This is a genomic window from Kitasatospora albolonga, from assembly GCA_002082585.1.
GTDB classification, from domain to species: Bacteria; Actinomycetota; Actinomycetes; order Streptomycetales; family Streptomycetaceae; genus Streptomyces; species Streptomyces stephensoniae.
Map to the genome: position 1 here is coordinate 7,675,921 of CP020563.1, position 24,060 is coordinate 7,699,980.

Below are 24,060 nucleotides of genomic sequence, written 5' to 3' on the forward strand. Positions count from 1 at the left end.
CGGGCAGCCGCACCGGGAGACGGTGGAGGAAAGCTCCATCTGTCCGTTTCCTGTCGTTGTGGAGGATCGTAATGACCCACCCGTACCCCGACCCCGTACCGCCGTCGCCGACGCCTCCGCCCGTGCCGGGACCGCCCACCCCCGTGCCGAGCCCGCCGCCCGTGCCGCCGGGCCCCGCCCCGGTGCCTCCCGGCCCGTCCCCGGACCCGGTTCCGCAGCCGCCCGGCCCCGACCCCGTACCGGACCCGGAGCCGCAGCCCGAGCCCGCCGGGTCGTAGAGGAGTCAGGGCAGGTGGAGCGGGGTCTCCATACGTACGGAGACCCCGCTCAGCCCAGCACCGTCAGCGCGTCCGCGTACGCCAGACCGCTCTCCGCGGCGATCGCGTCCAGCGTCTGCGCCTCCCGTACCGTCGCGAACACCATCTCGCCCTCCGGCGCCGACGAGCGGAAGCCGTACACCGCCGGGCGCGGCAGGCTGTTGTACGCCCACGGAGTGGAGAAGTAGTACGCCCCCGTGTCGTACAGCACCACGAAGTCGCCCTCGGCCAGCTCCGGCAGCTTCCGGCCGTGCGCCACCACATCGCCCGCGAAGCAGCACGGGCCCGCGATGTCCTGCGCCAGGGGTGGGCCGTCCTTCGGGGTGCCGTCCGCCGCGAACGCGCCGATCCGCAGCGGCCAGGAGCCGGGCATGAAGACCGTACGGGTGGCGGTCTGCGCCCCCGCGTGGGTGAGCGCGATCCGGCGCCCGCCCGCGTCCTTCGTGTACTCCACCCGCGCCCCGATGAAGCCGTTCTTCGCCAGCAGCGACCGGCCGAACTCGGTGACCAGCGTGTACCGCCCGGAGAACAGCCCGGGGGCGGCGGCCGTGAGCGCGTTCACGTATGCCGCGTACGTGGGGTGCGTGGTGTCGTCCGTGAAGTTGACCGGGAGCCCGCCGCCGATGTCCAGGCTGGTGATCTGCCGGGTGCCGAGGTGTTCGTTGATCTCCTCGGCCAGTTCGTACGTCCGCGCCACGCCTGCCGCGATCAGCTCCAACGGGCAGCCCTGGGAGCCGACATGGGCGTGCAGACGGGTGAGCCAGGGGCGGGCGGCGAAGGCCCGTACGACCGCCTCGCGGGCCCCCGGGTCGCGCAGCGCCACCCCGAACTTCGAGGTGTCCGTCGCCGTGCTCATCGGGCCGATCGCGCCACCGCCCACCTGGGGATTGACCCGCAGCCCGAGGACGGAGGGGGAGTCCCGGTTCCGTAAGGCGTCGATGCGGAGCAGCTCGTCGGTGCTGTCGGCGTTGACCGCCACCCCGAGCGCGAGCGCCAGCCGGATCTCCTCGCGGGTCTTGGCGGGGGAGTCCAGGACGATCGTCCCCGGCGCGAACCCGGCCTCGACCGCGAGCCGCAGCTCACCCGGGCTCGCCACCTCGCATCCCATCCCGCAGTCGGCGAGCAGCCGCAGGACCGGGACGAGCGAGGACGCCTTGGCCGCGAAGGTGTGCAGGACGCCGGGGCTGTGGGCGAACGCCTCCCGCAGCGCGGCGACGGAGGAGCGGACCCCGTCGGTGTCGACGAATCCGGCCACCGGGCGGGACTCGCCCAGCAGCCCCTGCCGGACGGCCGCCCGGACGGCGGCGTCGAAACGGACGGCGGGGCGTCGAGGGGCGATGGAAGTCGACGGTGTCGTACGGCCGGAGTCGGTGATGGCTGCCCCCACAGGTCTTCGGCTCTTCGGCGGATGGCGTTCGAGCGGCCGCCGCTCAGGCGATGAGCCCGACCACCGCCTCCGGTGTCAGCATCCGGAAGGTGAACGCCTGCTGGAAGTAGAGGTGGACGCTGGTGGCGTCGTGGTCCGCGTACCCGATCGACAGATCCTGGCCCAGGCAGAGTTCGAAGTCGCCGCCCCGGGTGGAGAGCAGCACCCCGCCCCTCACGGCGGGCGCCCACAGGATCTCGTCGTCCACGATACGGCTCAGATGCGTCTTCACCGGATACCCGTGGTCGGACGTCTCGGCGGCCTCGGTGAACGCGTCCGCGCCGAGCAGCAGCCGGTACGGTCCGTCGACCCCGGCCAGCCGCAGCCGCGTCACCGCCTGGCTCACCGCCACCGGGTAGTCCCGCGCGTCGGCGGGCAGCGGCAGCGGGTCGTGCGAGGAGCCGTCCCGCAGACCGGTGATCCCGGCCGCCGCGTACCCGTCGATGATCGCCATGTCCTCCGCGAACGCACAGGTGCGCGCCGCGTCCTTGACGGGCTGCCAGTCGCTGTCGGCGGAGCCACGCTCCACGTCGTCCACGGCCTGCCGGGTCACGGTGAACGGCACCCGCCACTCGATGACCGGCATCGACGTACGGGCCCGGGCCAGGACGTCCGGAGCGGGCGGGTCGATGTCGCGCAGATGGCCGTCACCGACCGCTGCCAGCGTCGGGCCGTCCGGATCGGAGACGTCGACGACACGGCGGCCGGCCACATGGCGGCGGAACGTACGCCGGGCCTCCTCCTCGATCTCGTCCCAGGCGGCGGGGGTGACCGGTGCGAGTTCGCGGTGCAGATTGTTCATCACTGGGCGCTTTCTTGCAGGCTGCCGATGCGCAGCGAACCGTGGTCCGATCCGGTCGCGAGGGGCTTCTGCCGGACCGGTACGGGCACCGGTTCCGGCCGGTCACCCGGGCGGGCGCGGGCGGGCGGGGGCGGTGGGGCGTCGAGGAAGTCGGCGCGGGGCGCGAAGAAGAGGCCCCCGGTGACCGCCGTGGAGAAGTCGAGGATGCGGTCGTGCGTGCCGGGCGGATCGCCGAGGAACATATTGCGGAGCATGCGCTCGGTGACGTCGGGGTCGGCCGCGTACCCGATGAAGTACGTGCCGAACTCGCCCTGCCCGAAGTTCCCGAACGGCATGTTCGCCCGCAGGATGTCGCGTTCGGTGCCGTCCGGGTCGGTGATCGTGTTGAGCGCGAGGTGGGAGTCGGCGGGCTTCTCCTCGTCCGGGAACTCCACGTCGTCGAGCTTGGTGCGGCCGATGACCCGCTCCTGCTCCTCCACGGAGAGCGCGTTCCACGAGGTCAGGTCGTGCAGGTACTTCTGTACGACGACATAGCTGCCGCCCTCGAACTCCGGGTCGTCGTCCGCCCCGACGAGCGCGGCCGCACGGGCGTCGTCGCCCACCGGGTTCTCCGTACCGTCCACGAAACCGAGCAGGTCCCGGTGGTCGAGATAGCGGAAGCCGTGTGTCTCGTCCACGATCCGCAGCGCCCCGCCGAGCTTGTCGAGCAGCTGCGCCGCCCACGCGAAGCAGACGTCCATCCGCTCGGCCCGGATGTGCAGCAGCACGTCGCCCGGGGTCGCCGGGGCGTGGTGGAGCGGGCCGCGCAGCTCCGGGAACGGGTGGAGGCGGGCGGGGCGCGGCCCGCCGAACAGCCGGTCCCAGGCGGTGGAGCCGAACCCCGTCACACAGGCCAGACCGGCGTCCGGGTAGCGGAAACCGAGAGAACGGGCCACGGCCGCCAGATCCGGCAGCACCTCCCGTACGGCTTCCTCCCCGCCCGGCTCGATCGTGCCGACGAGGAAGAGCGCCGCGTTCGTCAGCGGAGCCACGACGGGCTGGACCGAGACGGGGTCGGGGACGGCGTCGGGCATGCGCGCACTCCAGGCATCGGGGCGATCGGGTGGACAGGGCCCGCCGTTCATGGTGATGCGGCAGGGCCCGCTGCCCGCATCGGGTGAACAGGGCTCGCCGACCACTAAGCCATGTCCCGTCGGCGGCCGCATCCGGGGTGGACCGGGCGGGGGAGGGGCGGCGGGGGCGGTGCCGTCCGGGTGCGCGTGTGTGCGTACGCCTCAGGTGTCTGCTCCGGCCCCGGGGCCGGAGCCCTCGACTCTGCTCGCGCGCCCTCACCCCAGCCCGAGGTGGTGGGCGATGACCATCTGCTGTACCTCGGTGGTGCCTTCGCCGACCTCGAGCACTTTGGCGTCCCGGTAGAAGCGGGCCACCGGGTAGTCGTTCATCAGCCCGTAGCCGCCGAACACCTGGGTGGCCTCCCGGGCGTTCTCCATGGCGGCCCGCGAGGAGACCAGCTTCGCCATGGCCGCCTCCTTCGAGAACCCCGCGCCACGGTCCAGCGCCGCCGCGGCGGTGTACCAGGCCAGCCGGGCGGTGTGGGCGCGCACCTCCATGTCGGCGATTCCGAACCGTACCGACTGGTGGGCGGCGAGCGGGCGGCCGAACGTCTCCCGCTGCCGGGCGTGGCGTACGCACTCGTCGACACAGCCCTGCGCGAGCCCCGTCCCCACGGCGGCGATGGCGATCCGGCTCTCGTCGAGCACGGCCATCGACTGGGCGAGGCCGAGGCCGCGGGTGCCGAGCAGGTTCTCCGCGGGCACCCGGCAGTCGGCGAAGGACAGCGCGCGGGTGTCGGACGCGCACCACCCCACCTTGGAGTAGGGCGGCGACACCGTGAAACCGGGGGTGCCGGAGGGCACCACGATCGTGGAGATCTCCCTGCCGCCGTCCGGCAGGGTGCCCGTGACGGCGGTGACCGTCACCAGGCTGGTGATGTCGGTGCCCGCGTTGGTGATGAAGCACTTCTCGCCGTTCAGTACCCAGGTGTCGCCGTCGAGGACGGCGGTGGTGCGGAGCGCCCCGGCGTCGGTGCCCCCGCTCGGCTCGGTCAGCCCGAGTGCCGCGAGCGCCCCGCCCGTGGACAGGGGCGGCAGCCAGCGGCGCTTCTGCTCCGGCGAACCGAACCGGTGAAGGGGCAGGGCGCCCAGGGAGACGCCCGCGGAGAGTGCGACGGCGACCGAGGAGTCGACCCGCGCGAGTTCCTCCAGCGCCAGGCACAGGCTCAGGAAGTCGCCTCCCGCGCCACCGTGCTCCTCGTCGAGAATGAGCCCGAACAGGCCCATCCGGCCCAGGGACGCGACGAGCCGGTAGGGGAAGTCGCCCCGCTCGTAGAGTTCACCGATGACGGGTGCCACCTCGTCGCGGGCGAAGGCCCGGACGGTCTTCCGCAGCAGTTCCTGCTCGTCCGTCAGCCGGAGGTCGATCATGGTGCTCCTTTCAGGGAGCCGGTGGCGGCCATGCAGCCGGCCGGGCCACCGGGCCGGTACAGGGCTTCCGCGCAGGCGGTCGCCAGCGCCGCCACACTGGACACCTCGTTGTCGGGGGGCAGTCCGGCCGCCGCGTAGGCGATCGGCAGTTCGGTGCAGGCAGTGACGACCGGAATGCGTTCGCGGCGGCGCAGTTCGAGCACGGCGGAACGGAACGCCTCCGCGGCCTCCGGTACGCGGTTCGCCTTCACCAGCGTCGCCGCCGCGTGGATGCGCCGTTGCAGCGCGTCGTCCGGTACGGCCAGCCGGTAGCCGCCGGCCCGCGCGCAGCGCTGGTAGATGCCGCTGGCCACGGTTCCGGTGGTGGCCGCGAGCCAGGCCCCGCCCGGGCTGGCCGCACCGGTCGCGCGCAGGGTCGCCTCGACGATGTGCACCAGGGGGACGGGCAGCTCCGCACGTATCCGGTCGAGCCATACGTGGGCCGTGTTGCAGGGGACGGCCAGGACTTCGGCGCCCCACCCGGCCAGGGTCAGGAGGCCGTCGTGGAGCAGGGCCAGGGGAGCGTCGTCACCGCTGAGCAGGGCCTCCGTCCGGTCGGGTATCGACGGGTCGGAGAGCAGCAGGATTCTGGGGTGCTCCTGGTCGGTGGCGGCCGGGGCGCGGGCCGCCAGGAGCCGCAGGAACTCCGCCGTCGCGGCGGGCCCCATGCCACCGAGGACGCCGAGTGACAGGGGGCGGCCGGTCATGCCCCGTCGCCCTGGGTCCGCCCCGCCGCCAGCCGCGCGGCGACCCGCTCCGGGACGCCCGCCGCCCGCAGCCCGGTACGCAGCGGCTCCGCGGCCCACCAGTCGAGCACCAGCCGTCCGCCACGGACGCTGCCGGTGACGACGACCCCCTCGGGCAGGCCGCCGAGGGGCCGGGTGAAGGTGTCCTCGGCCCCCGGCGCGAGGGCCCACAGCGTCCCGGGCGCCAGCAACTCGGCGGAGAGGTCACCGAAGTGCTCGTAGCGGTGCGGGGGGTGCGACCGCCGGTCATGGGCTGCGGGCGGCGGTGGCGGTACGGGCTCCGGGGCGGTTGGTGCGGTTTCCGAGCCGGCCGGTGTGGTCTCCGGGGCGGTGGGTGCGGTCTCCCGGTCCGTCGGTACGGGCTCCGGATCGGTCGTTACGGGCCCCGAGCCCGCCGCCCCGGTCTCCCGGTCCGTCGGTACGGGCTCCGGACCGGTCGTTACGGGCTCCGGGCCCGCCGCCCCGGCCCCCGAGCCGCCCCGTACCGTCTCCGGCGCGGTGAGCGGGCCCACCGTCCGGTCCTCGCCGCTTCGGGCGGTGTGGTCCAGCAGTTCCAGCGGCTGCCCCGCCCCGTCGAACAGGCGGGTCAGTTCCCGCTGGATCGCCGTCGCGGCGGCCCGGGCCGGGACCGTGGCGTCGCAGTGCACCCGGAGGGGCTCGCCCAGCGGTTCGCGGCTGGTGCGCGGCTCTCCGGGACTGGTGGCCGCCGCTTCCTGAGAGGCGGAGGCCGGGGCCGGATCGTGCGGGGGGAGCCGGTCCAGGAAGGACCCGGCAGGGGGCAGGGCGACCGCTTCGCCCGCCTGGAGCTGCCGTACCGCCTCGGACAGGTCCTCCAGCAGCACTCTCCAGGACCGGGTGTCGGCGACCAGTCCGTGCACCACGACCAGCAGGCCCGAGGGCCGGGGGCGGCGGTCGAGCACGGCGATCCGCAAGGGGCGTCCGCCGACGGGGTCCGTACCGGCGCGCATCCGGTCCACGGCCTTCCCCAGCAGCCGCGCTTCGTCCGCCGGGTCCCGGCCGGTGAGGTCCAGCACGCCGACCGGGACGGCACCGGCGATTCCGCCCCTGCGCTGGGACCACCGGCCCTCGCTCTCCGCGAAGCGGAGGCGCAGCGCGTCGTGGTGCTGGAGCAGCCGCAGCACCGCTCTGCGGACGGCGGCGGGGTCGAGGACGCCGGGTGCCACCAGCGGCAGGGCGCGGGCGTGGCCCTTCAACTCCTCGGTGTGCTGCCGGAGAAGGCGCTGCTGGACGGCGAGCAGCGGGCCGTCGGCCGGTGGCACCCCACCCGCCTCGGGCGCGCGGGACGCCGACGGCCCGACGGTGCGCAGGGCGAGCAGCGCGCGCCGGTCCACCCGGCCCGCGGTGCGCGGGATACGGGGCACCGGGACCCAGGTCGCGGGCAGCAGGGATTCCGGGAGCACCCCGGCGACGGCCCCGGGCAGCTCCTGTGCGGCCGTGCCGGGTGCGGGGACGTAGTAGGCCGTCATACGGGCGCCGAGCCTGCGCAGGTCGGCCGGGTCCGGGTAGCCGATCCTGGCGAGCATCCGCCTGACCCGCTCGGTGTCCACCGGAACCCGTAACTCCTCGTCCGCCTCGGCCCGGTCGAGATGCCCGAGCCTGACCTCCCACCGCGTGGGCGCCTCGTAGTTGTGGTAGCCCCGCTCGGCGGCGTGCACATAGACGCCCACGTCGTTGATCATGCAGTTGGAGCTGCAGAAACCGGTGTCGGTCGGCTGCGCCCACAGGGACGAGCGCTGCCGCAGATAGGCGCGGATGCCCTCCTTGGTCACCTCCGAGTAGCGGAAGAAGTCCACGACGTCCACGGAGTCCACGGCGGCGCCGAGGTCACCGGACGCCTGGTGGTAGACGCGGCGGCCGACCCGTAACTTCTCCTCGATCTCCGCCACGTCGTAGACGCCGTGCTCATGGAACCAGGACAGCCGCTCGTCCATGATCTGGCCCCGGGAGAGACCGGTGACGATGCTCGGGATGCCGCGCTCGTGCGCCAGCGTCGTGCTCAGGTCGAGCAGGGAGCGGAAGCAGCCGTTGCAGACGCTCTTGTGCTCCTGGAGCGAGCGGAGGAACACCGTGCGCTGGTCGGCCCGGGTGGCGGTGACGTGCTCGATGCCCAGCTCCGACGTGACGTCCTCGACGTTGCGCAGGGCCGTGCGGGAGATGAAGCCGTTGTCGAAGGTGAAGGTCATCACCCGCAGCCCCAGTTCCACCAGCCGGTACAGCACATAGGTGCTGTCCTTGCCGCCGCTGAACAGCAGCAGGCAGTCGATGTCCGACCCGCGGGCCCGGGCCGCCCCGCGCAGCCGGGGAGCCAGCTCCTCCGGCTGCCGGAAGTACACCTGTATCTCCTCCCGGTGGGCGTCGAGACGGGCGCACAGCGAGCAGACGCCCCCGGTGTCGAAGGCCAGCCCGGGGAACGCGTCGCCGATGCCGCAGTTCACGCAGCGGAGCTCCGCCGGGGCCGGGCCGTCCGGGTCCTCGGCGCCGTGGAGCACCACCGCGCAGTCGGTGGCGTGCGGCTGCTGGCGTACGGCTTCCTCCACCTGCCGCGTGACCAGGCGGGCCCGGTCGGCGTCGAGGGCGCTGTCGCGTGTGTCGGAGCCCATGTCAGTCCTTCAGCAGGTCGTCGGATGCGGTGTCGAGCAGTGCTTCCTCGACGACGCCGGCCAGCGCCTCGATGGTCGGGTTGCGCAGGAACGTCAGGAGCGGGAGTGAGACGCCGAACTCCTCCTCGATGCGGGAGAGCACGCTGATGACGGCGAGGGAACCACCGCCCGACTGCTGGAAGGTGCGGCGCACATCGACGGCGGGGGCCGGGAGGACCGCGGACCAGATGTCGGCGACGGCCCGCTCGGTGGCGTTGCGCGGGCCGACGGTGTGCTCGTCCGGTGCCGCCGCCGGGGCGGGCGGCCGGAGCGCCGCCCGGTCGATCTTGCCGCTGATGGTGCGGGGGATGCCGTCCGTGGCCACGATCCCCACCGGGACGGCCGCCGCCGGGAGCCGCTCGGCCAGACGGGCGCGTACGGCGTCGGTGTCGACGCCCACGGCGGGCTCGACGAACGCGTGCAGCAGGGGCGGGCCGTCCCCCGGCTCGCCGAGCACCACCGCGGCCTCGGTGACACCGGGGCACTCGCGCAGGGCGCTCTCCACCTCCTCCAGCTCCACGCGGACCCCGCCGACCTTCACCTGGTGGTCCCTGCGCCCCAGGAACTCCAGGGCCCCGTCGGGCAGGAGCCGCCCGAAGTCCCCGGTGCGGTACAGGAGTCCGTCCGCGCCCTCCCGCAGCCGGTCGGGTACGAAGGCGCGTGCCGTGGCCTCCGGCTGCCGGTGGTACCTGAGGGCGAGGTGCGGGGTCCGCAGGTGGATCTCCCCGACGTGGCCGTCGGGGACCGGGGCGCCGCCCTCGTCGAGGAGCAGCACCTCGGTCTCCGGCAGGGGGCGTCCGACGGGGACCGAGGCACGGTCGGTGTCGGACCGGGTGACGACGTGGAAGGTCTTCGTCATCGTCGCCTCCGTGGGTCCGTACAGGTTGAGCAGGGTGACGCGGTCCCCGAAGCGGTCGAACCAGCGGGCGGCGTCCGCCGGGGGCAGCCGCTCGCCGGAGAGCGCCACGCACCGCAGCGACGCGAAGCCGAGCCCGCCGGTGACGGCGGCCGTGAGCAGCGGCCGGAAGACGGAGGGCACGCAGTGGATCAGCGTGATCCGCTCCCGGTCGATCCACCGTGCCAGCGCGGACGGGTCGGAGCGGATGCCGGCCGGGGGCGCGCACAGGGTGCCGCCCACGCTCAGCGGGAGGAGGACATCGCGCAGTACGGCGTCGAAGCCGGGGGAGACGAGCTGGCCCACGCGCCAGTCGGGACCGGCGCCGAGCAGTCCGGCCTGCCAGCGGATGTAGTGGTCGAGGCTGCTGAGCCGCCCGAGTATGCCCTTGGGGCGGCCGGTGGAGCCGGAGGTGTGGAACAGGTGGCTGGGGTCGTCGGGCGCGGCGGTGCGGGCCGGGTAGCTGTCCCGGGCGGCGCTCTTGGCGGCGCCGAGGCCGACCCGTACGGTGTCCGGCGCGGCGTCGAGCGGCCCGTCAGCCCGGCGGTCGCCGTCGGCACCGACGAGGGCGTGGGTGGGCCGGGCGTCCGCGAGCACCGCCGCCAGCCGCAGGGGCGGCGCGGACAGGTCCAGCGGTGCCAGGACGGCACCGAGACGCAGTACGCCCACCATCGCGGCGGCGAGTTCCGCCCGGTCGTCGGTGAGCACCGCGACGACCGAACCGGCCCCGGCGCCCGCCCGGTGCAGTGCGGCGGCGACACCGTCGGCCAGGCCGTCCAGTTCGGCGTAGCTGAGGCGGGAGTCCGGGGTCTCCACCGCGACGCGGTCGGGGAAGAGCTCGATCGTGCGCCCCACGATCGAGGGGATCGCTTCGAAAGCCATGGCTGGTCCTAGTCTGCGGGGGAGGGGGCGGGGGCGGGGGAGGGGGCCGGGGGTCACACGTGCCCGGGAAGGGAGAACGTGTCGAGGAGGATGCCGAAGGTGAGGACGACGAGCAGGAGGTCGTCGTCGAGGTGCGGGTGGAGGTCGAACCCGTCGCCCAGGTAGCGCGCTCTGAGGTGTTCCACCACGGCCGGGTCGAAGTAGCCCTGCCGGGCGATCCGCGCGGGTGACAGCAGGTCGTTGACCCACTCGGTGTTCTGCCGGAGCAGGCCGGGGCTGCCCGGGGCGCGGAAGCCGTACTTCTCCCGGTGGGCGATCTCCGGCGGTACGAGCCCCTGGGCGGCCTGCCGGACGATCAGCTTCTCGCCCCCGGGACCGACCTTGAGCCGGGTGGGCACGGTGAGGGCGAAGTCGAGCACCCGGCGGTCGAGGAAGGGGTACCGGGCCTCCACCGAGTGCGCGAGGGCCATCCGGTCCCCGTGGTCGGTCAGCAGATGGTCGGAGAGCCGCAGGGTGAAGTCCAGGTAGGAGCGCTGGTGCAGCCGCGGCCTGCCGATGATCCGCGCCCTGTCCACCACCGGGTGCGCCAGACAGTCGAACTCGTGGTGCGCCGACCGGAGTCCGGGCGCGTACAGCTCGCGGACCCGGCCGCGCCAGGCGTGGTGGCGGCGCTCGTAGAACAGGTCGCGGTCGCCCCAGAGCCGGGCGCGCAGATCCTCCTCCAGGGCGTCGAGCAGCGGGTCCCCGGAACGGTCCCGTCCGCGTCCGCCCGCGTCGAACCGGTACCCGAGGTAGCCGCCGAACAGCTCGTCGGCGCCCTCACCGCTCAGGACCGCCTTGACGCCGTGGGCGCGGGCGAGCGCGGACAGCGCCATGGAGCAGGTGTTGTAGGTCTCCTTCACGGGGCACTCGCTGTGCGCGACCATGCGCTCCAGCCCGTCCATGAGGTCGCGTTCGGTGAAGGGCGCCTCGTGGTGCCGGGAGCCGATCTTCGCCGCCGCCAGGCGCTGGTACCGCGACTCGTCCACCGGGCTCCCGGGGAAGGTGACCGAGAAGGAGTGCGGACGCGGCGCCGACCTGGCCGCGAGCGCGCCGATCAGGGACGAGTCGAGCCCGCCGCTGAGGTAGAAGCCCACGTCGACATCGGCCTGCATCCGGCGGTGCACGGCGTCGGCGAGCAACTCCCGCAGGCGTTCGGCGTAGTACTGGTCCGGTTCGTGCTGTTCGTCGGTACGGGGGTAGTCCAGGTCCCAGTAGCGGCTCTCCCGGACGCCGTCCTCGTCCACCACCAGACAGCACCCGTTCCGCAGGCTGCTGACGCCCCGGAACATCGTGCGCGGGCTGACCAGGCCGGGAAAGGTGAGGACCTGGTCGAGCCCGGTCAGATCCACCTCTCTCGGCACCCCGGGGTGGTGGAGCAGGGCCTTGATCTCCGAGCCGAAGACGAGATGCCGGCCGGTGTCCGCGTAGTAGAGCGGGGCGATCCCGGCATGGTCGCGGGCGAGCAGGAGCCGACGCGCCCCCCGGTCGTGGATGGCGAGGGCGAACTGTCCGTTGACCCGGTCCAGCAGCCCCGCCCCCTCGTCCTCGTAGAGGTGGACCAGCACTTCCACATCGCAGGACGTACGGAAACGGTGTCCGCGCGACTCCAGTTCGGCGCGCAGTTCCCGGTGGTTGAAGATCTCCCCGTTGCACACCATGGCGACATCGCCGTCCTCGCTGTACATCGGCTGCGCGCCGCCGTCGAGGTCGACGATGCTCAGCCTGCGGAAACCCAGCGCCGCACCGTCGCGGATCACGCTGCCCGCCGCGTCGGGGCCCCGGTGCACCAGGGCCGCCGTCATACGGTCGAGCACCGCGGCGTCCGTGGCCGGTCCGTTCCCCAGGGCCATCGACCCGGCGATTCCGCACATCGGGGCTTCTCCTCTTCAGACGGCGGGTTCGAGGGGCAGGGAGCGCAGGGCGTCCCGCAGGGCGGGCCCGATCACGGCGAGCGCGTCGGGGCGCATCATGCGCAGATGCTCACCGGCCACCGGGACGGTCCGGATCTCCCCGGTGACGTACGGGCGCCACAGCTCCGCCGCCCCCGCGCCCCGGCCGTCGGGCGAGGACTCGAAGAGCAGCAGCGAACCGTCGAACACCCCTGTCCCCGCGCCGGGTCCGTCGAGCAGACGCATCGTGTTCTCCGTGACGGCCAGCAGCGCGTCGATCAGCTCCCCCGCCAGCCCGGCGGGCGGGTCCCCGCCGTCGAAGGCCACGGCGCGCACGTCCGGCGGCGGTCCGGCGGCGGCCTCCCGGGGCCCGTCGGCGGGCCAGGCGTCGATGGCGGCCAGCAGCGCCACCTCGTGCCCCGCCTCACGCAGCCGTACGGCGACGGCGTGCGCGGCGGTGCCGCCGAAGGACCAGCCGGTCAGCAGGTACGGCCCCTTCGGCTGGCCGTCGGTGATGAGGGCGCAGTAGTCGGACACGAGCGCGTCGAAGCTCTCCGCGAGCCCGCCCCGCCCGTCGAGACCACGGGCCTGGACGGCGTACACCGGATGCTCCGCCGGTACGTGGGGGAGCAGCCCGGTGTAGCTCCACCCCAGCCCGCTGCCGGGGTGGAGGCACCACAGCGGGCTGCCGCCGCCCCCGGCGCGCAGCCGTACCAGCGGGTCGAGCGGTCCGCGCGCACTCGGCTGCTCCCGCAGGAGTCCGGCCACCGTCGGCTCCAGGAAGACCTGCTGCATCGATACGTCGACACCGGCGGCCTGCCGGGCCGCGCCGATCAGCCGGGGCACCAGGAGGGAGTGGCCGCCCAGTTCGAAGAAGTTGTCCTCGACGCCGACCTCCCGCACCCCCAGCACCTCGGCGAAGACCCCGCACAGCGCCGTCTCGGCGGGAGTGCGCGGGGCGCGGCGGTGCCCGGCGGGCGGGGCGCCGGACTCCGGCAGCGGGAGCGCGGCCCGGTCGAGTTTGCCGTTGCCGGTGAGCGGCAGCCGGCCGACCGCCAGGACGGCGGAGGGCACCATGGCCGAGGGCAGGCGCCGGGCCAGGGACGTACGCAGACCGGCGAGGTCCAGTTCCTCGGGCGGGCCCTCCTCGGGGACGACGTACCCGATGATCCGGCGGTCGCCGGGGGCGGCCTCGTGCACCAGCGCCGCACTCCGCGCGACCCGGGGGTGGGCCAGCAACGCGGCCTCGACCTCGCCGAGTTCGATCCGGTGCCCCCTGATCTTGACCTGGCCGTCCGCCCGCCCGGTGAACTCCAGCCCGCCCGTCGGCAGCAGCCGCACCAGATCGCCCGTCCGGTACATACGCGACCCGGCCGGCCCGTACGGGTCCGCCACGAAGCGCTCCGACGTCGGGCCGGGCCGCCCCAGATACCCGCGGGCGACCCCGGTGCCCGCGACGTACAGCTCACCCACCACCCCCCGGGGAACGGGACCGAGCGCGGAGTCCAGCACATACAGCCGGGCACCGGGACACGGCCCGCCGATCGGCACGGGCCCGGCGGGGACCGGCACCCCGAGGGGAAGCCGGGCCTCGGCGCAGTTGACGGTCGCCTCGGTCGGTCCGTAACTGTTGAAGATCACCGCGTCCGGGTGCCGCTCCCGCCAGCGCTCCATGGCCTCGCCCCGCAGGGGCTCCCCGCCGACGAGGAGGCACGCGGTGGGGGAGAGGTCGTACGGCAGTGACTCCAGCAGATCCAGATGGCTGGGGGTGATCTCCAGCAGCGCGGGGCGGGGCGTCCTGCTGTGGTCCGGGGCGGTCAGGTCGGTGAGGTGCAGACAGCCACCGCTGACCAGGGGGAGGTAGACGGCGGAGACGGTCAGGTCGAAGGAGACCGAGGAATGGATCAGGCTGATGCCCGACACCCCCGGGTAGGTGACCCGGCCCCGGCGCAGATAGGCGCCGAGCGCACCGTGCTCCACGACGACCCCCTTGGGGCGGCCGGTGGAGCCGGAGGTGTGGATCACGTAGGCGGGGTGGCCGGGGAGCAGCGGCCGGACACGGTCGGCGTCGGTCAGGTTCGCGGCGTCCGGGTCGGGGTCGGTCATGGCTGTGGCTGTGGCTGTGGGGTCGGTGGCGGTCGGGACGGTGCCGTTCGGGGCGGTCGGGACCGCGCCAGTCGGGTCGGCTTGGGCCGTGTCAGGAGCGGTCGTTCGCGAAGTGGCTGTTCCCGGAGCGGCCGGGTCCGGTACGGCAGCGTCCGGTGAGGCCGGGGCCGTACCCGGGGCGCCGAGCCGGTGGAGGTCGGCCGGGGTGAGCAGGGGGACACCCGTCATGCCGATCCGCCCGGCGAGTCCGGCGTCCCCGATCAGCAGCCGGGGTGCGGCCTCCTCCAGCACCGAGGCGATCCGCGCGGGCGGCAGATCGGTGTCCACCGGGACGTAGGCGGCACCGGCCTTGAGCACCGCGAGCATCGCCGCGAAGGCGTCCACGGACCGTGGCAGCACGACGGCGACCAGATCCTCCGGCCCGACCCCCCGCCCGGCCAGCGCACGGGCCAGCCGGTTCGTCCGCCGGTTCAGCTCCCCGTAGTCCAGGGCCGTACTGCCCTCCACCACGGCGGGCGCGTCCGGCGTGCGGGCGGCCTGCTCCTCGAAGAGGCCGGGCATCATGGCGGCGCCGTCCCCCGGCGGCACCGGGGCGCCGGTACCCCAGGCGAGCAGCTCCGCCCGCTCGTCCGGCGTGAGCAGGGGGAGGCGGCTGATCCGCAGGTCGGGGTCGGCCGCCGCGGCCTCCAGCAGCCGGGTCCACCAGGTGACAAACCCGGCGGCGGCCGGGGCGTCGAACAGGTCGAGGGCGTAGTCCAGGCTGCCGTACAGGCCCGCCGGGGCGGACTCCGTGCCCGGTGCCCGCTCCCGCAGGTGCAGGGACAGGTCGAACTTGGCGCTGCCGCTGTCCACCGGCTCCTCGACGGCGGTCAGACCGGGCAGCCGCAGGGTCTGCTCGGGCCCGTCCTCCAGGACCAGCATCACCTGGAACAGCGGGTTCCAGGCGGCGGACCGCTCGGGGCGGAGCACCTCCACGAGCCGTTCGAACGGCAGGTCCTGGTGGGCGTAGGCGTCCAGGTCCACTTCGCGTACGCGCCCGAGGAGTTCGCGGAAGGTCGGATCGCCGCCCGCGTCGGTACGGAGCACCAGCGTGTTGACGCACATGCCGATGAGGCCGTCCAGCGCCTCGTCGGTCCGTCCGGCGACCGCCGTGCCGACGGGGATGTCACCGCCCGCGCCCAGCCGGGTCAGCAGGGCGACCACCCCGGCCTGGAGGACCATGAACAGGCTCGCCTTCTCCTGCCGGGCCAGCGCCAGCAGGCGGCGGTGGGCGTCCGGAGGGAGCGAGACCGGTGCCGTACCGCCCCGATGGGAGGCCACGGGCGGCCGGGGCCGGTCGGCGGGGAGGGCCAGACAGTCCGGGAGACCGTCCAACTGGCGCTTCCAGTAGGCGAGTTGCTCTCCGGCCAGACTGTTCGGGTCGTCCTCCGCGGCCAGGAGCTCGTTCTGCCACAGCGTGTAGTCGGCGTACTGCACCGGCAGCGGGTCCCAGTGCGGTGCGCGGCCCGCCCGCCGGGCCGTGTAGGCGGCGGCCAGCTCGTCCAGCAACGGAGCGAGCGACCAGCCGTCCGCGGCGATGTGGTGCAGCAGGACGAGCAGCACGTGCTCCCGTTCGCCCAGCCGGAACAGGTGCGCGCGCAACGGGAGTTCCGCGGTGAGATCGAAGACGTGCCCGGCCGCCGCGCGCAGCGCCTCGCGGAGCTCCGCCTCGCCGGTCACGGCCACCGGCAGCGGCGGCCGGGCGGATTCCGCGTCGAGCACCACCTGATGGGGCGTGCCGTCGGCCTCGGGGAAGACGGTACGGAGGCTCTCGTGGCGCTCCACCACATCGGCGACCGCCTCGCGGAGCGCCCGGCCGTCCAGCTCCCCGTGCAGGCGGTACGCCAGCGGAATACGGTAACCGGCGCCGCCGTCCAGCTGGTTGAGGAACCAGATGCGGGACTGCGCGAACGACAAGGGGATCACGGGTTCTCCCTGGGGTGGTCGGGCCGTTGCTCCCCGGGGAGATCAGGCCGTACGGGAGCGGGGGCGCGGTGCGCGGCCCGGCCGCCGGTCACCGGTCACCGCCCGGCCGGGGCATGCGGCGCAGCGCGGGCCGCCGGGGCCGGGGCGCCTTCTCCAGCCGCTCCGCCAGCGCCGCGACCGTCGGAGCCTCGAACAGGGCGCGCACCTCCATCTCCACGGCCAGGGCCGCCCGGACCCGGCCCGCCAGCCGGGTCGCCAGCAGGGAGTGGCCGCCGAGGTCGAAGAAGGAGTCGTCGACGCCGACCCGGTCGAGGCCCAGCACCTCGGCGAAGAGGCCGCAGAGGGCCTTCTCGCGCTCCGTCCGGGGCGCCCGCCCGGAGACCGGCCGGGAGAAGTCCGGCGCCGGGAGCCTGCTGTGGTGCACCTTGCCGCTCACGGTCAGCGGCAGGGCTTCCATCATCACCACGGCGGACGGCACCATGAAGTCCGGCAGCACCCGGGCGGCGTGGGCCCGCAGCGCGGCCCCGTCGGTACGGGCGCCCGGTGCCGGGACGACGTAGGCGGCCAGCCGCTTCCCGCCGGTCGCGTCCTCCCGTACGGCGACGGCCACCTGGGCCACGTCGTCGTGCCGCCCGAGCACCGACTCGATCTCGGCCGGTTCGATCCGGTAGCCGCGCACCTTGACCTGCGCGTCCGTACGGCCCGCGTAGGCGAGCAGGCCGTCGCGGGTCCACTTCACCAGGTCTCCGGTGCGGTACATGCGCCGTCCCGTCCCGTCGAACGGGTCGGCGACGAAACGCTGGGCGGTCAGCCCCGGCCGGGCCCAGTAGCCGCGCGCGAGCACGTCCCCGGCGATGTACAGCTCCCCGGTCACCCCGGGCGGCACCGGCCGCAGCCGCCGGTCCAGGACGTACATCCGGGCGTTGGCGATGGGCGCGCCGACCGGCGCGGTGAAGGACCGCCACCGCTCCAGCGCCGGGGGCAGGGTGAACGTGGTGACGAGGTGGGTCTCGGTGGGGCCGTAGAGGTTGTGCAGCCGGCGCCCGGGCCGGGCCGCGACGAACTCCCGCACCCCCGGCGTCAGCCGCAGCACCTCACCGCCCTGGCTGAGGTCCCGGAGCGCGGGCAGCTCCAGCCCCTGTTCCAGGGCCGCCTCGCAGATCGCCTCCACCATCACGTTGGGCGCGCACACGTCCTCCACCCGGTGCTCGTCGAGCCAGCGGACGAACGCCGCCGCGTCCCGCCGTACCTCGTCGTCCGGCACCACCAGCGTTCTGCCGGAGGTCAGCGTCTCGATGATCTCCCAGGCGGACACGTCGAAGCTGAACGCGGAGAACTGGGCGACGGGACCCCGACGGCCTCCCGTCTCCCCGGCGGCGAGCCACTCGGCGTGGCACAGCACCAGGTTGACCAGCGGCCCGGCCGTCATCACCACGCCCTTGGGTGTGCCGGTGGAGCCCGAGGTGTGGATCACGTACACCGGACTGTCCCGGACCAGCGGCGCGGTGCGCTCCCCGTCGGACAGGTTCTCCGCAGGCTGCGCGGCCAGCGCCGAGGCCACGGCCGGATCGTCCAGGAGGAGGCGCTCGGGTCCGCCCGGCGGCAGCCCCGCGGCCGTCGCGGCGGTGCCCACCACGACGGCCGGGCGTACGTCGTCGAGGAGGAAGGCGATCCGTTCGGCCGGGTACTGCGGGTCCAGCGGCATGTAGGCGGCGCCCGCCTTGAGCGTCGCCCACACCGCGACGGGCAGGTCGACCGAGCGCGGGACCGCCAGGGCCACCACCGACTCCGGGCCGATGCCGCGCGCCGTCAGCAGCCGGGCCAGCCGGTTGGCCCGGCGGTTCAGCCCGGCGTAGGACAGCGTGCCGTCGGGGGCGGTCACGGCGGGGTGCTCCGGTGTCCGGGCCGCCCGTGCCTCGAACAGATCGGGCAGCGACACGTCGGGGACGGGCCTGCGGGTGTCGTTCCAGTGCCGGAGGACCTGCTCCTGTTCGCCCGGAGCCCACAGCCCGTACCGGCTCACCGGCAGGGCCGGGTCGTGCGCCACCCCCTCCAGCAGCCGCAGCAGACGGCCGGCCAGCCGCTCGACGGTGTCGCGGTCGAACAGGTCCGCGTTGTACTGCACCGTCCCGGAGATCCCCCCGGCGGTGCGGCCGTCCCGGTCCCGGTCGTCGAACTCGAAGGCCAGGTCGAACGGGGAGGTGTGCGTCTCCACCGGTTCCGCGCGGACCTCGACGCCCGGCAGGGCCAGTTCGCCTGCGCGGGTGTTCCGCAGCGCCAGCACCACCTGGAAGAGCGGGTGCCAGGCCGGGGAACGGCCGGGGGCGAGCTCCTCCACCAGCAGTTCGAACGGCACGTCCTGGTGCGCGTAGGCACGCAGGCACATCTCCCGCACCCGGCCGAGGAGTTCGGTGAACGGGGGGTCGCCGGAGAGATCGGTACGGAGCACGAGGGTGTTCGCGAAGAAGCCGACCAGATCCTCCAGCGCGTCGTCGGTGCGCCCGGCCACCGGGGCGCCGACGGGCACGTCGTCCCCCGCACCGAGCCGGGAGAGCAGGACGGCCAGCGCCGCCTGGAGGACCATGAAGGTGCTCGCGCCGTGGGCGCGGGCGAGCTTGTCCAGCGCCCCGCGCAGCTCCTCCGGCACGTTCAGGGGCACCGACCCGCCCCGGTGGGAGGGGGTGGCAGGGCGGGGCCGGTCCGTCGGCAGCGGTGTCTCCTGCGGCAGGCCGTCCAGGGCGTTCCGCCAGTGGCCGAGCTGCGCCGCCAGGGCGCTGTCCGGGTCGTCCCGCCTGCCCAGCGCCGCGCGTTGCCACAGGGCGAAGTCGGCGTACTGCAACGGCAGCGGCTCCCACCGGGGAGCCCCGCCCGCATGCCGCGCGGCGTACGCGGTGGACAGATCGCGCAGCAGCAGCCGTTCCGACCAGGCGTCGCCCGCGATGTGGTGGGCCACCAGCAGCAGTACGTGCTCGTCGGCGGCGGACGTGAACAGCCGGGCGCGCAGCGGGATGTCCGACACCAGGTCGAAGGGCTCGCGGGCCGCGCGCTCCAGCACACCGGGCAGCTCCCCGGCCGCTACGGCTTCCGCGGGCAGCGCCGGAGCCACGGAGCCGACGGGCAGCACCTGCTGGTACGGCTGCCCGTCCACGGTGGGGAAGACCGTGCGCAGCGCCTCGTGCCGGTCGAGCACGTCCGTGAGCGCCGCCCGCAGCGCCGGGATGTCCGGACGCCCCGTCAGGCGCAGGGCGACCGGATGGTTGTAGGTGGCGCCCGGTCCCTCCAGCTGCCGCAGGAACCACAGCCGCGTCTGGGCGTACGACAGGGGAATCCGGCCGGGCCGCACCCCCGGGGCCGGTTCGCTCCGGGCCCGCCCCGTCCCGTTAAGCAGCTTCGCCAGTCCGGCGGCCGTCGGCGCCTCGTAGACCGCGCGGATGCCCAGCTCCCGGCCGAGGACGGTCCGGATGCGGTTGAGCAGCCGGGTCGCCGCCAGGGAGTGGCCGCCCAGCGCGAAGAAGCTGTCGTCCACGCCCACTTCGGGCAGTCCGAGCACCTCCGCGAAGACGGCGCACAGGCTCTCCTCGACGGGGGTGGCGGGCGGCCTCCCCCCGTCGGCCGGGACGAACGAGGGCTCCGGCAGCTCCGCCCGTACGTCGACCTTCCCCTCCGCCGTGACGGGCAGCGACTCCAAAGGGACCACGGCGGCGGGCACCAGATGCGCGGGCAGGAACCCGGCCGCCTGCCGCCGCACCGCCGCCGGGTCCACGGCCGCGCCGGGCGAGGCAACGACGTACGCGGCCAGATACCGCTCGCCGCGCCCGTCCTCACACATCCGCACCAGAGCCTGTCCGACACCGTCGCAGCGGGCCAGCGCCGCCTGCACCTCGCCCGGTTCGATGCGCACCCCCCGCACCTTGACCTGGTCGTCCGCCCGTCCGGCGAACAGCAGGTCGCCCTCCGGTGACCAGCGGGCCAGGTCTCCCGTCCGGTACATCCGCGCCCCCGGCGGACCGAAGGGGTCCGCGACGAACCGTGCCGCCGTCTGACCGGGGCGGCCGAGATAGCCGCGCGCCAGCGAGGCGCCGGAGACGTACAGTTCGCCGACCGCTCCGGCGGGCAGCAGCCGCAGCGCACGGTCCAGCACATACGCCCTGCTGCCCGGCACCGGGCGCCCGATCGGCGGTGCTTCCCCCGGCTGCCCGGGCAGGCACACCTTCCGGGTCACCTCGACCGTGGTCTCGGTCGGACCGTACGCGTTGTGCAACGGGATGCCCGCGGCGGCGCAGCGGTCCACGAGATCACCGGCGAGCGCGTCACCGCCGGCCGTCACCAGGCGCAGGTCCGGCAGCTCCTCCGGCCGCAGGGCGCGCAGGGTCGTGGGGGCGAGGTGCGCCACCGTCACCCGGTGCCGAGCCAGGAGGCGCTGGATCGACTCGGTGTCCAGGCGTTCGTCGTCGTCTGCCAGCACCACCGCCGACCCGGCGGCGAGCGAGACGAGCAGCTCCAGGACGGAAGCGTCGAAGGTGAGCGAGGCGGCGGCCAGCACCCGGTCGTGCGGCGTCAGCCCGTAGGCGGGGACGGAGTGCCGTACGAAGGCGGCGACGGCGCGGTGTTCGACGACCACGCCCTTGGGGCGCCCCGTCGAGCCCGATGTGTGCAGGATGTACGCCGGGTGGGCGGGCAGCAGGGGCGACAGCCGGTCCGCGTCGGTCACCTCCGTGTCCGGCCTCCCGGCCGTGTCCGCCACCACCGCGGGGTCGTCCAGGGCGAGCAGGGCCCCCTCGGGCCGGGCGGCCGACAGCCGTCCGGTGAACTCGGCCGTGGTGAGGGTCAGTACGGGCCGGGTGTCGCGCAGCAGGCGGGCGATGCGGTCGTCGGGGTGGGCCGGGTCGACCGGCATGTAGGCGGCACCCGTCCTGAGCACGGCCAGGACGGCCACCACGGTCTGCGGCGACCGGGGGAGCAGCAGCGCCACATGGCTGCCCGGTCCGGCGCCGTGGCTGATCAGGACCCGGGCCAGCCGGTTCACCCGCGCCGCCAGCTCCCCGTAGGACATCTGCCCGTCGCCGGCGATCACCGCGGGGGCGTCCGGAGCGCGCGCCGCGCCGACCGCGGGCAGCGGGGGCAGCGCCGTCTCCGGAACGGGCCGCACGGGCTCGTTCCAGGTACGCAGGACCCGGTCCCCGACGCTGCGGTCCAGCAGACCGGCGCGCCCGACGGGCGTGTCGGGCGACGCGCCGACGACCCATTCCAGCGCCTCGTGCAGCAGCGACACACAGGACGCGTGCCCCTGCTCGTCGTACAGCTCGGGGTCCGCGTCGACCGCGAACTGGATACTGCGGTCGGAAGAGACGTCCCACACCGCGACGGACAGATCCTCGAACGGACCGGTGGACAGATTGCGGGCGGTCACGGGCGCCCCGGCGAAGCCGATACGGTAGTCGAACGGCATGACGTTGACGGAGACCGACCACGGGGACTCGCCGGGCCGCAGCCCGGCGTCGCTCAGCAGGTCCTCGTACCGGTAGCGCTGGTGGCGTACGGCCTCCAGGGCGCGCACCGCGCACTGCTCCACCAGGCTCCGTACCGGCATGCCCGGGTCCACGCGGACGCGCAGCGGCACGACGTTGGCCGTCACCCCGGGTACGTACAGCTCCGCGCCGGGCGCACGCCCCGGTACGGCGAACCCGAGCAGCACGTCCGTCTCCCCGGTGGCGCGGCTCACGCCCAGGGCCGTCGCCGCCACGACGAGCCCCGCCAGCCCGGAGCCGAGGGCGCTCGCGGCGGTGCGGAGCCGGTCCGCCTCACCGGACGGCAGGTTGCGCAGATCGCGGCGGACGTCCCGGGCGGGACCGCGCGGCGGCCGTCCGCTGAGGCTGACCCCCCGGGGGCGGTCGGCGAGCACACTCCGCCAGTGCTCGCGGTCCGCCCGGAACGCCGCCGAACCCCGGTAGGCGGCATCGGCGTCGAGGAGGACCCGGATCGGCTCGAACGGGCGGCCGAGGCCGTCGGCGCCCTCGGCGAGCCTTGTGTAGAGGTCCGCGACCCGGCCCGCTACCAGGGGGAAGCTGAAGCCGTCGCTGACGAGGTGATGGCATCCCTGGTACCAGTGGTAGCGGTCGTCGGCCACCCGGAAGAGGGCGTAGCGGGCGAGCGGGCCGGTCAGCGGGTCGCGCGGGGCGCGGAGGTCGGCCCGCATCCACTCCAGGGCGGCGCCCCGCGGGTCCTTCTCGCCCCGGACGTCGAGGTGGAGCGGGATGTGCCGGACGGCCGGGTCGACGGCCGGGGCCGGCACCCCGTCGTCCTCCGAGAAGCGCAGCCGCAGCGTCTGCGCCTCCTGGACGGTCCGCCGCAGCGCCTCGTCGAACAGCGCGGCATCGAGCGGACCGGCGATGTCCAGGTACTCACCCACGTTGAGGATCGGGCTGCCCGGGTCGAAGCGCTGGGCGAACCACAGGCCCCGCTGGCCCGGCATCAGGCCGACGGGCTCCGGACGGCGTTCTGACATCTCACACCCCAAATCAGGCGGCGTCGGCGGCCGTGGTCGACGGCCGTGACGGTGCGGGGGCCGGTGCGGCTTCCGTGCGGCGGCGGTCACCGGTGCACAGGCCGTGGGCCCGCCGGGGCGGGCGTTCGGCCCGCCCCGGTTCACAAGGGCTCTTCACCCCAGGTAGGAGTCGAGTCCGCCCCGGCGGCGGACGTCCAGCGTGGCGCAGTGGAAGGAGCCCCCGAAGCTGTTGAAGTGGCGGAAGCTGCACAGCACGGGCGTGAAGCCCCAGTTCTTCAGCGCGGTGATCATCGGCTCGTCCTGGCGTTCCACCACCACGCGCTGTTCGTCCAGCATGAGGACGTTCATGTTGATCCACTTGCTGGTCAGATAGAGCGGGTGGGAGTCGGGGATCACCGGCTCCGGTGCGCGCAGCACGTCCCAGCCCCGGAAGAGGTCCGGTACCCGCCGCACCCGGCCGGGGTGGACGAGCAGTTTCCCGGGGGCCAGCGGCATCAGGGTCGCGTCGATGTGCATGGGGTGCGCGTCGTCGAACTCCAGGACGTGGACCCGGTAGCGGTCGCCGAGGTGGCGGCGCAGCCACTCGATGCCGAAGGCGTTGGTGACGTTGCTCCGCTGCGCGATGATGTCCCGGCCGCAGCGGATGAAGTCGGCCGCGTCGAAGGTCGGTTCGAACTCGGTGACGACCAGACGGGCCGGTTCGCCGTCGCCCGGATCGGTCCACTCGTGGTCGTAGAGCTCGTCACGCAGCTCCGGCTTCGGCCCGGAGCTCCACTTCGCGCCGCCGTGGAAGTACTCCTTGAGCAGGGGCCGGTAGGCGAGCGTCTCGTGGTGGCGCGAGCGCCAGGCCATGGGGCACTCGATGATCTCGTCGCCCACCACGAGCAGCGCGTCCCGGGGCATGGCCGCGTACATTCCGGTGCTGGCCCACTCACCGGTGGAGTAGGGGCGGTGCTGCGGTATCGGCTCCGGACGGCGTACGGTCACGCCTTCCGCTTCGAGTATCCGGGTGAACTCCTCCAGTTCCGCCCGGGCGGCCCGGATCAGTTCCGCAGGGAACGGGCGGCCGGCGTTGCGGCGGAACGTCTCGTGCTGTCCGGCGGGAAGAACGGGTTCCATCGAGAAGTGCCAGGCCGGGAAAGCCGCGCCGTCGACGATGCCGACGATGACTTCCTCGAGCGGGTCCCACTCCGTGTAGGAGGAGACCGGGCCCGCATCGCGCTGAACTTCCTGGGTCTGCCGGTGCTGGGTGGCTAATCGGTCTTTCGCCGGTGCAGGATCGTCCCATTCCACTTGATGTCCC

The 24,060-nt window shown here is 74.2% G+C and carries 12 protein-coding genes; 1 reads left to right on the forward strand and 11 read right to left on the reverse strand.

Annotated features, from left to right (window positions below; translation table 11 throughout):
* Nucleotides 1–71 precede the first annotated feature (71 nt).
* Nucleotides 72–278: a hypothetical protein gene (locus B7C62_33330; GenBank protein ID ARF76624.1), complete on the forward strand. Its 207-nt coding sequence runs from the start codon at nucleotides 72–74 to the stop codon at nucleotides 276–278.
* 49 nt (nucleotides 279–327) lie between these two features.
* Here the strand turns inward: B7C62_33330 and B7C62_33335 are convergent, their stop codons facing one another.
* The 11 genes from B7C62_33335 to B7C62_33385 form a co-directional block, all read right to left on the reverse strand.
* Nucleotides 328–1,704 (reverse strand): diaminopimelate decarboxylase, encoded by a 1,377-nt coding sequence (locus B7C62_33335; GenBank protein ID ARF76625.1) that lies wholly within the window; start codon nucleotides 1,702–1,704, stop codon nucleotides 328–330.
* A 43-nt stretch (nucleotides 1,705–1,747) separates the two neighbouring features.
* The gene (locus tag B7C62_33340) at nucleotides 1,748–2,545 is read right to left on the reverse strand and encodes a bacteriocin (protein ID ARF76626.1); all 798 of its coding nucleotides are present in this window, start codon (nucleotides 2,543–2,545) and stop codon (nucleotides 1,748–1,750) included.
* On the reverse strand, nucleotides 2,545–3,618 hold the full coding sequence (locus B7C62_33345; GenBank protein ID ARF76627.1) for a peroxidase: 1,074 nt from the start codon (nucleotides 3,616–3,618) through the stop codon (nucleotides 2,545–2,547). The genes B7C62_33340 and B7C62_33345 overlap by 1 nt, the downstream gene beginning before the upstream one ends.
* A 255-nt stretch (nucleotides 3,619–3,873) precedes the next feature.
* Entirely contained in the window at nucleotides 3,874–5,028 is a 1,155-nt protein-coding gene (locus tag B7C62_33350) for an acyl-CoA dehydrogenase (protein ARF76628.1), read from the reverse strand.
* Complete coding sequence (locus B7C62_33355) at nucleotides 5,025–5,774, reverse strand: aspartate racemase (protein ARF76629.1); 750 nt, start codon at nucleotides 5,772–5,774, stop codon at nucleotides 5,025–5,027. The genes B7C62_33350 and B7C62_33355 overlap by 4 nt, the downstream gene beginning before the upstream one ends.
* Complete coding sequence (locus B7C62_33360; protein ARF76630.1) at nucleotides 5,771–8,434, reverse strand: hypothetical protein; 2,664 nt, start codon at nucleotides 8,432–8,434, stop codon at nucleotides 5,771–5,773. The genes B7C62_33355 and B7C62_33360 overlap by 4 nt, the downstream gene beginning before the upstream one ends.
* A gap of 1 nt (nucleotide 8,435) precedes the next feature.
* Nucleotides 8,436–10,250: a hypothetical protein gene (locus B7C62_33365; protein ID ARF76631.1), complete on the reverse strand. Its 1,815-nt coding sequence runs from the start codon at nucleotides 10,248–10,250 to the stop codon at nucleotides 8,436–8,438.
* Between the two features lie 53 nt (nucleotides 10,251–10,303).
* Nucleotides 10,304–12,163 carry an asparagine synthase (glutamine-hydrolyzing) gene (locus tag B7C62_33370; protein ARF76632.1) on the reverse strand — a complete coding sequence of 620 codons (1,860 nt, stop codon included), beginning with the start codon at nucleotides 12,161–12,163 and terminating at the stop codon, nucleotides 10,304–10,306.
* A 15-nt stretch (nucleotides 12,164–12,178) separates the two neighbouring features.
* Nucleotides 12,179–16,252: a hypothetical protein gene (locus tag B7C62_33375; protein ARF76633.1), complete on the reverse strand. Its 4,074-nt coding sequence runs from the start codon at nucleotides 16,250–16,252 to the stop codon at nucleotides 12,179–12,181.
* 88 nt (nucleotides 16,253–16,340) lie between these two features.
* Nucleotides 16,341–22,757 carry a hypothetical protein gene (locus B7C62_33380; GenBank protein ID ARF76634.1) on the reverse strand — a complete coding sequence of 2,139 codons (6,417 nt, stop codon included), beginning with the start codon at nucleotides 22,755–22,757 and terminating at the stop codon, nucleotides 16,341–16,343.
* A 153-nt stretch (nucleotides 22,758–22,910) separates the two neighbouring features.
* Nucleotides 22,911–23,876 (reverse strand): amidinotransferase, encoded by a 966-nt coding sequence (locus B7C62_33385; GenBank protein ID ARF77495.1) that lies wholly within the window; start codon nucleotides 23,874–23,876, stop codon nucleotides 22,911–22,913.
* Nucleotides 23,877–24,060: the final 184 nt, after the last annotated feature.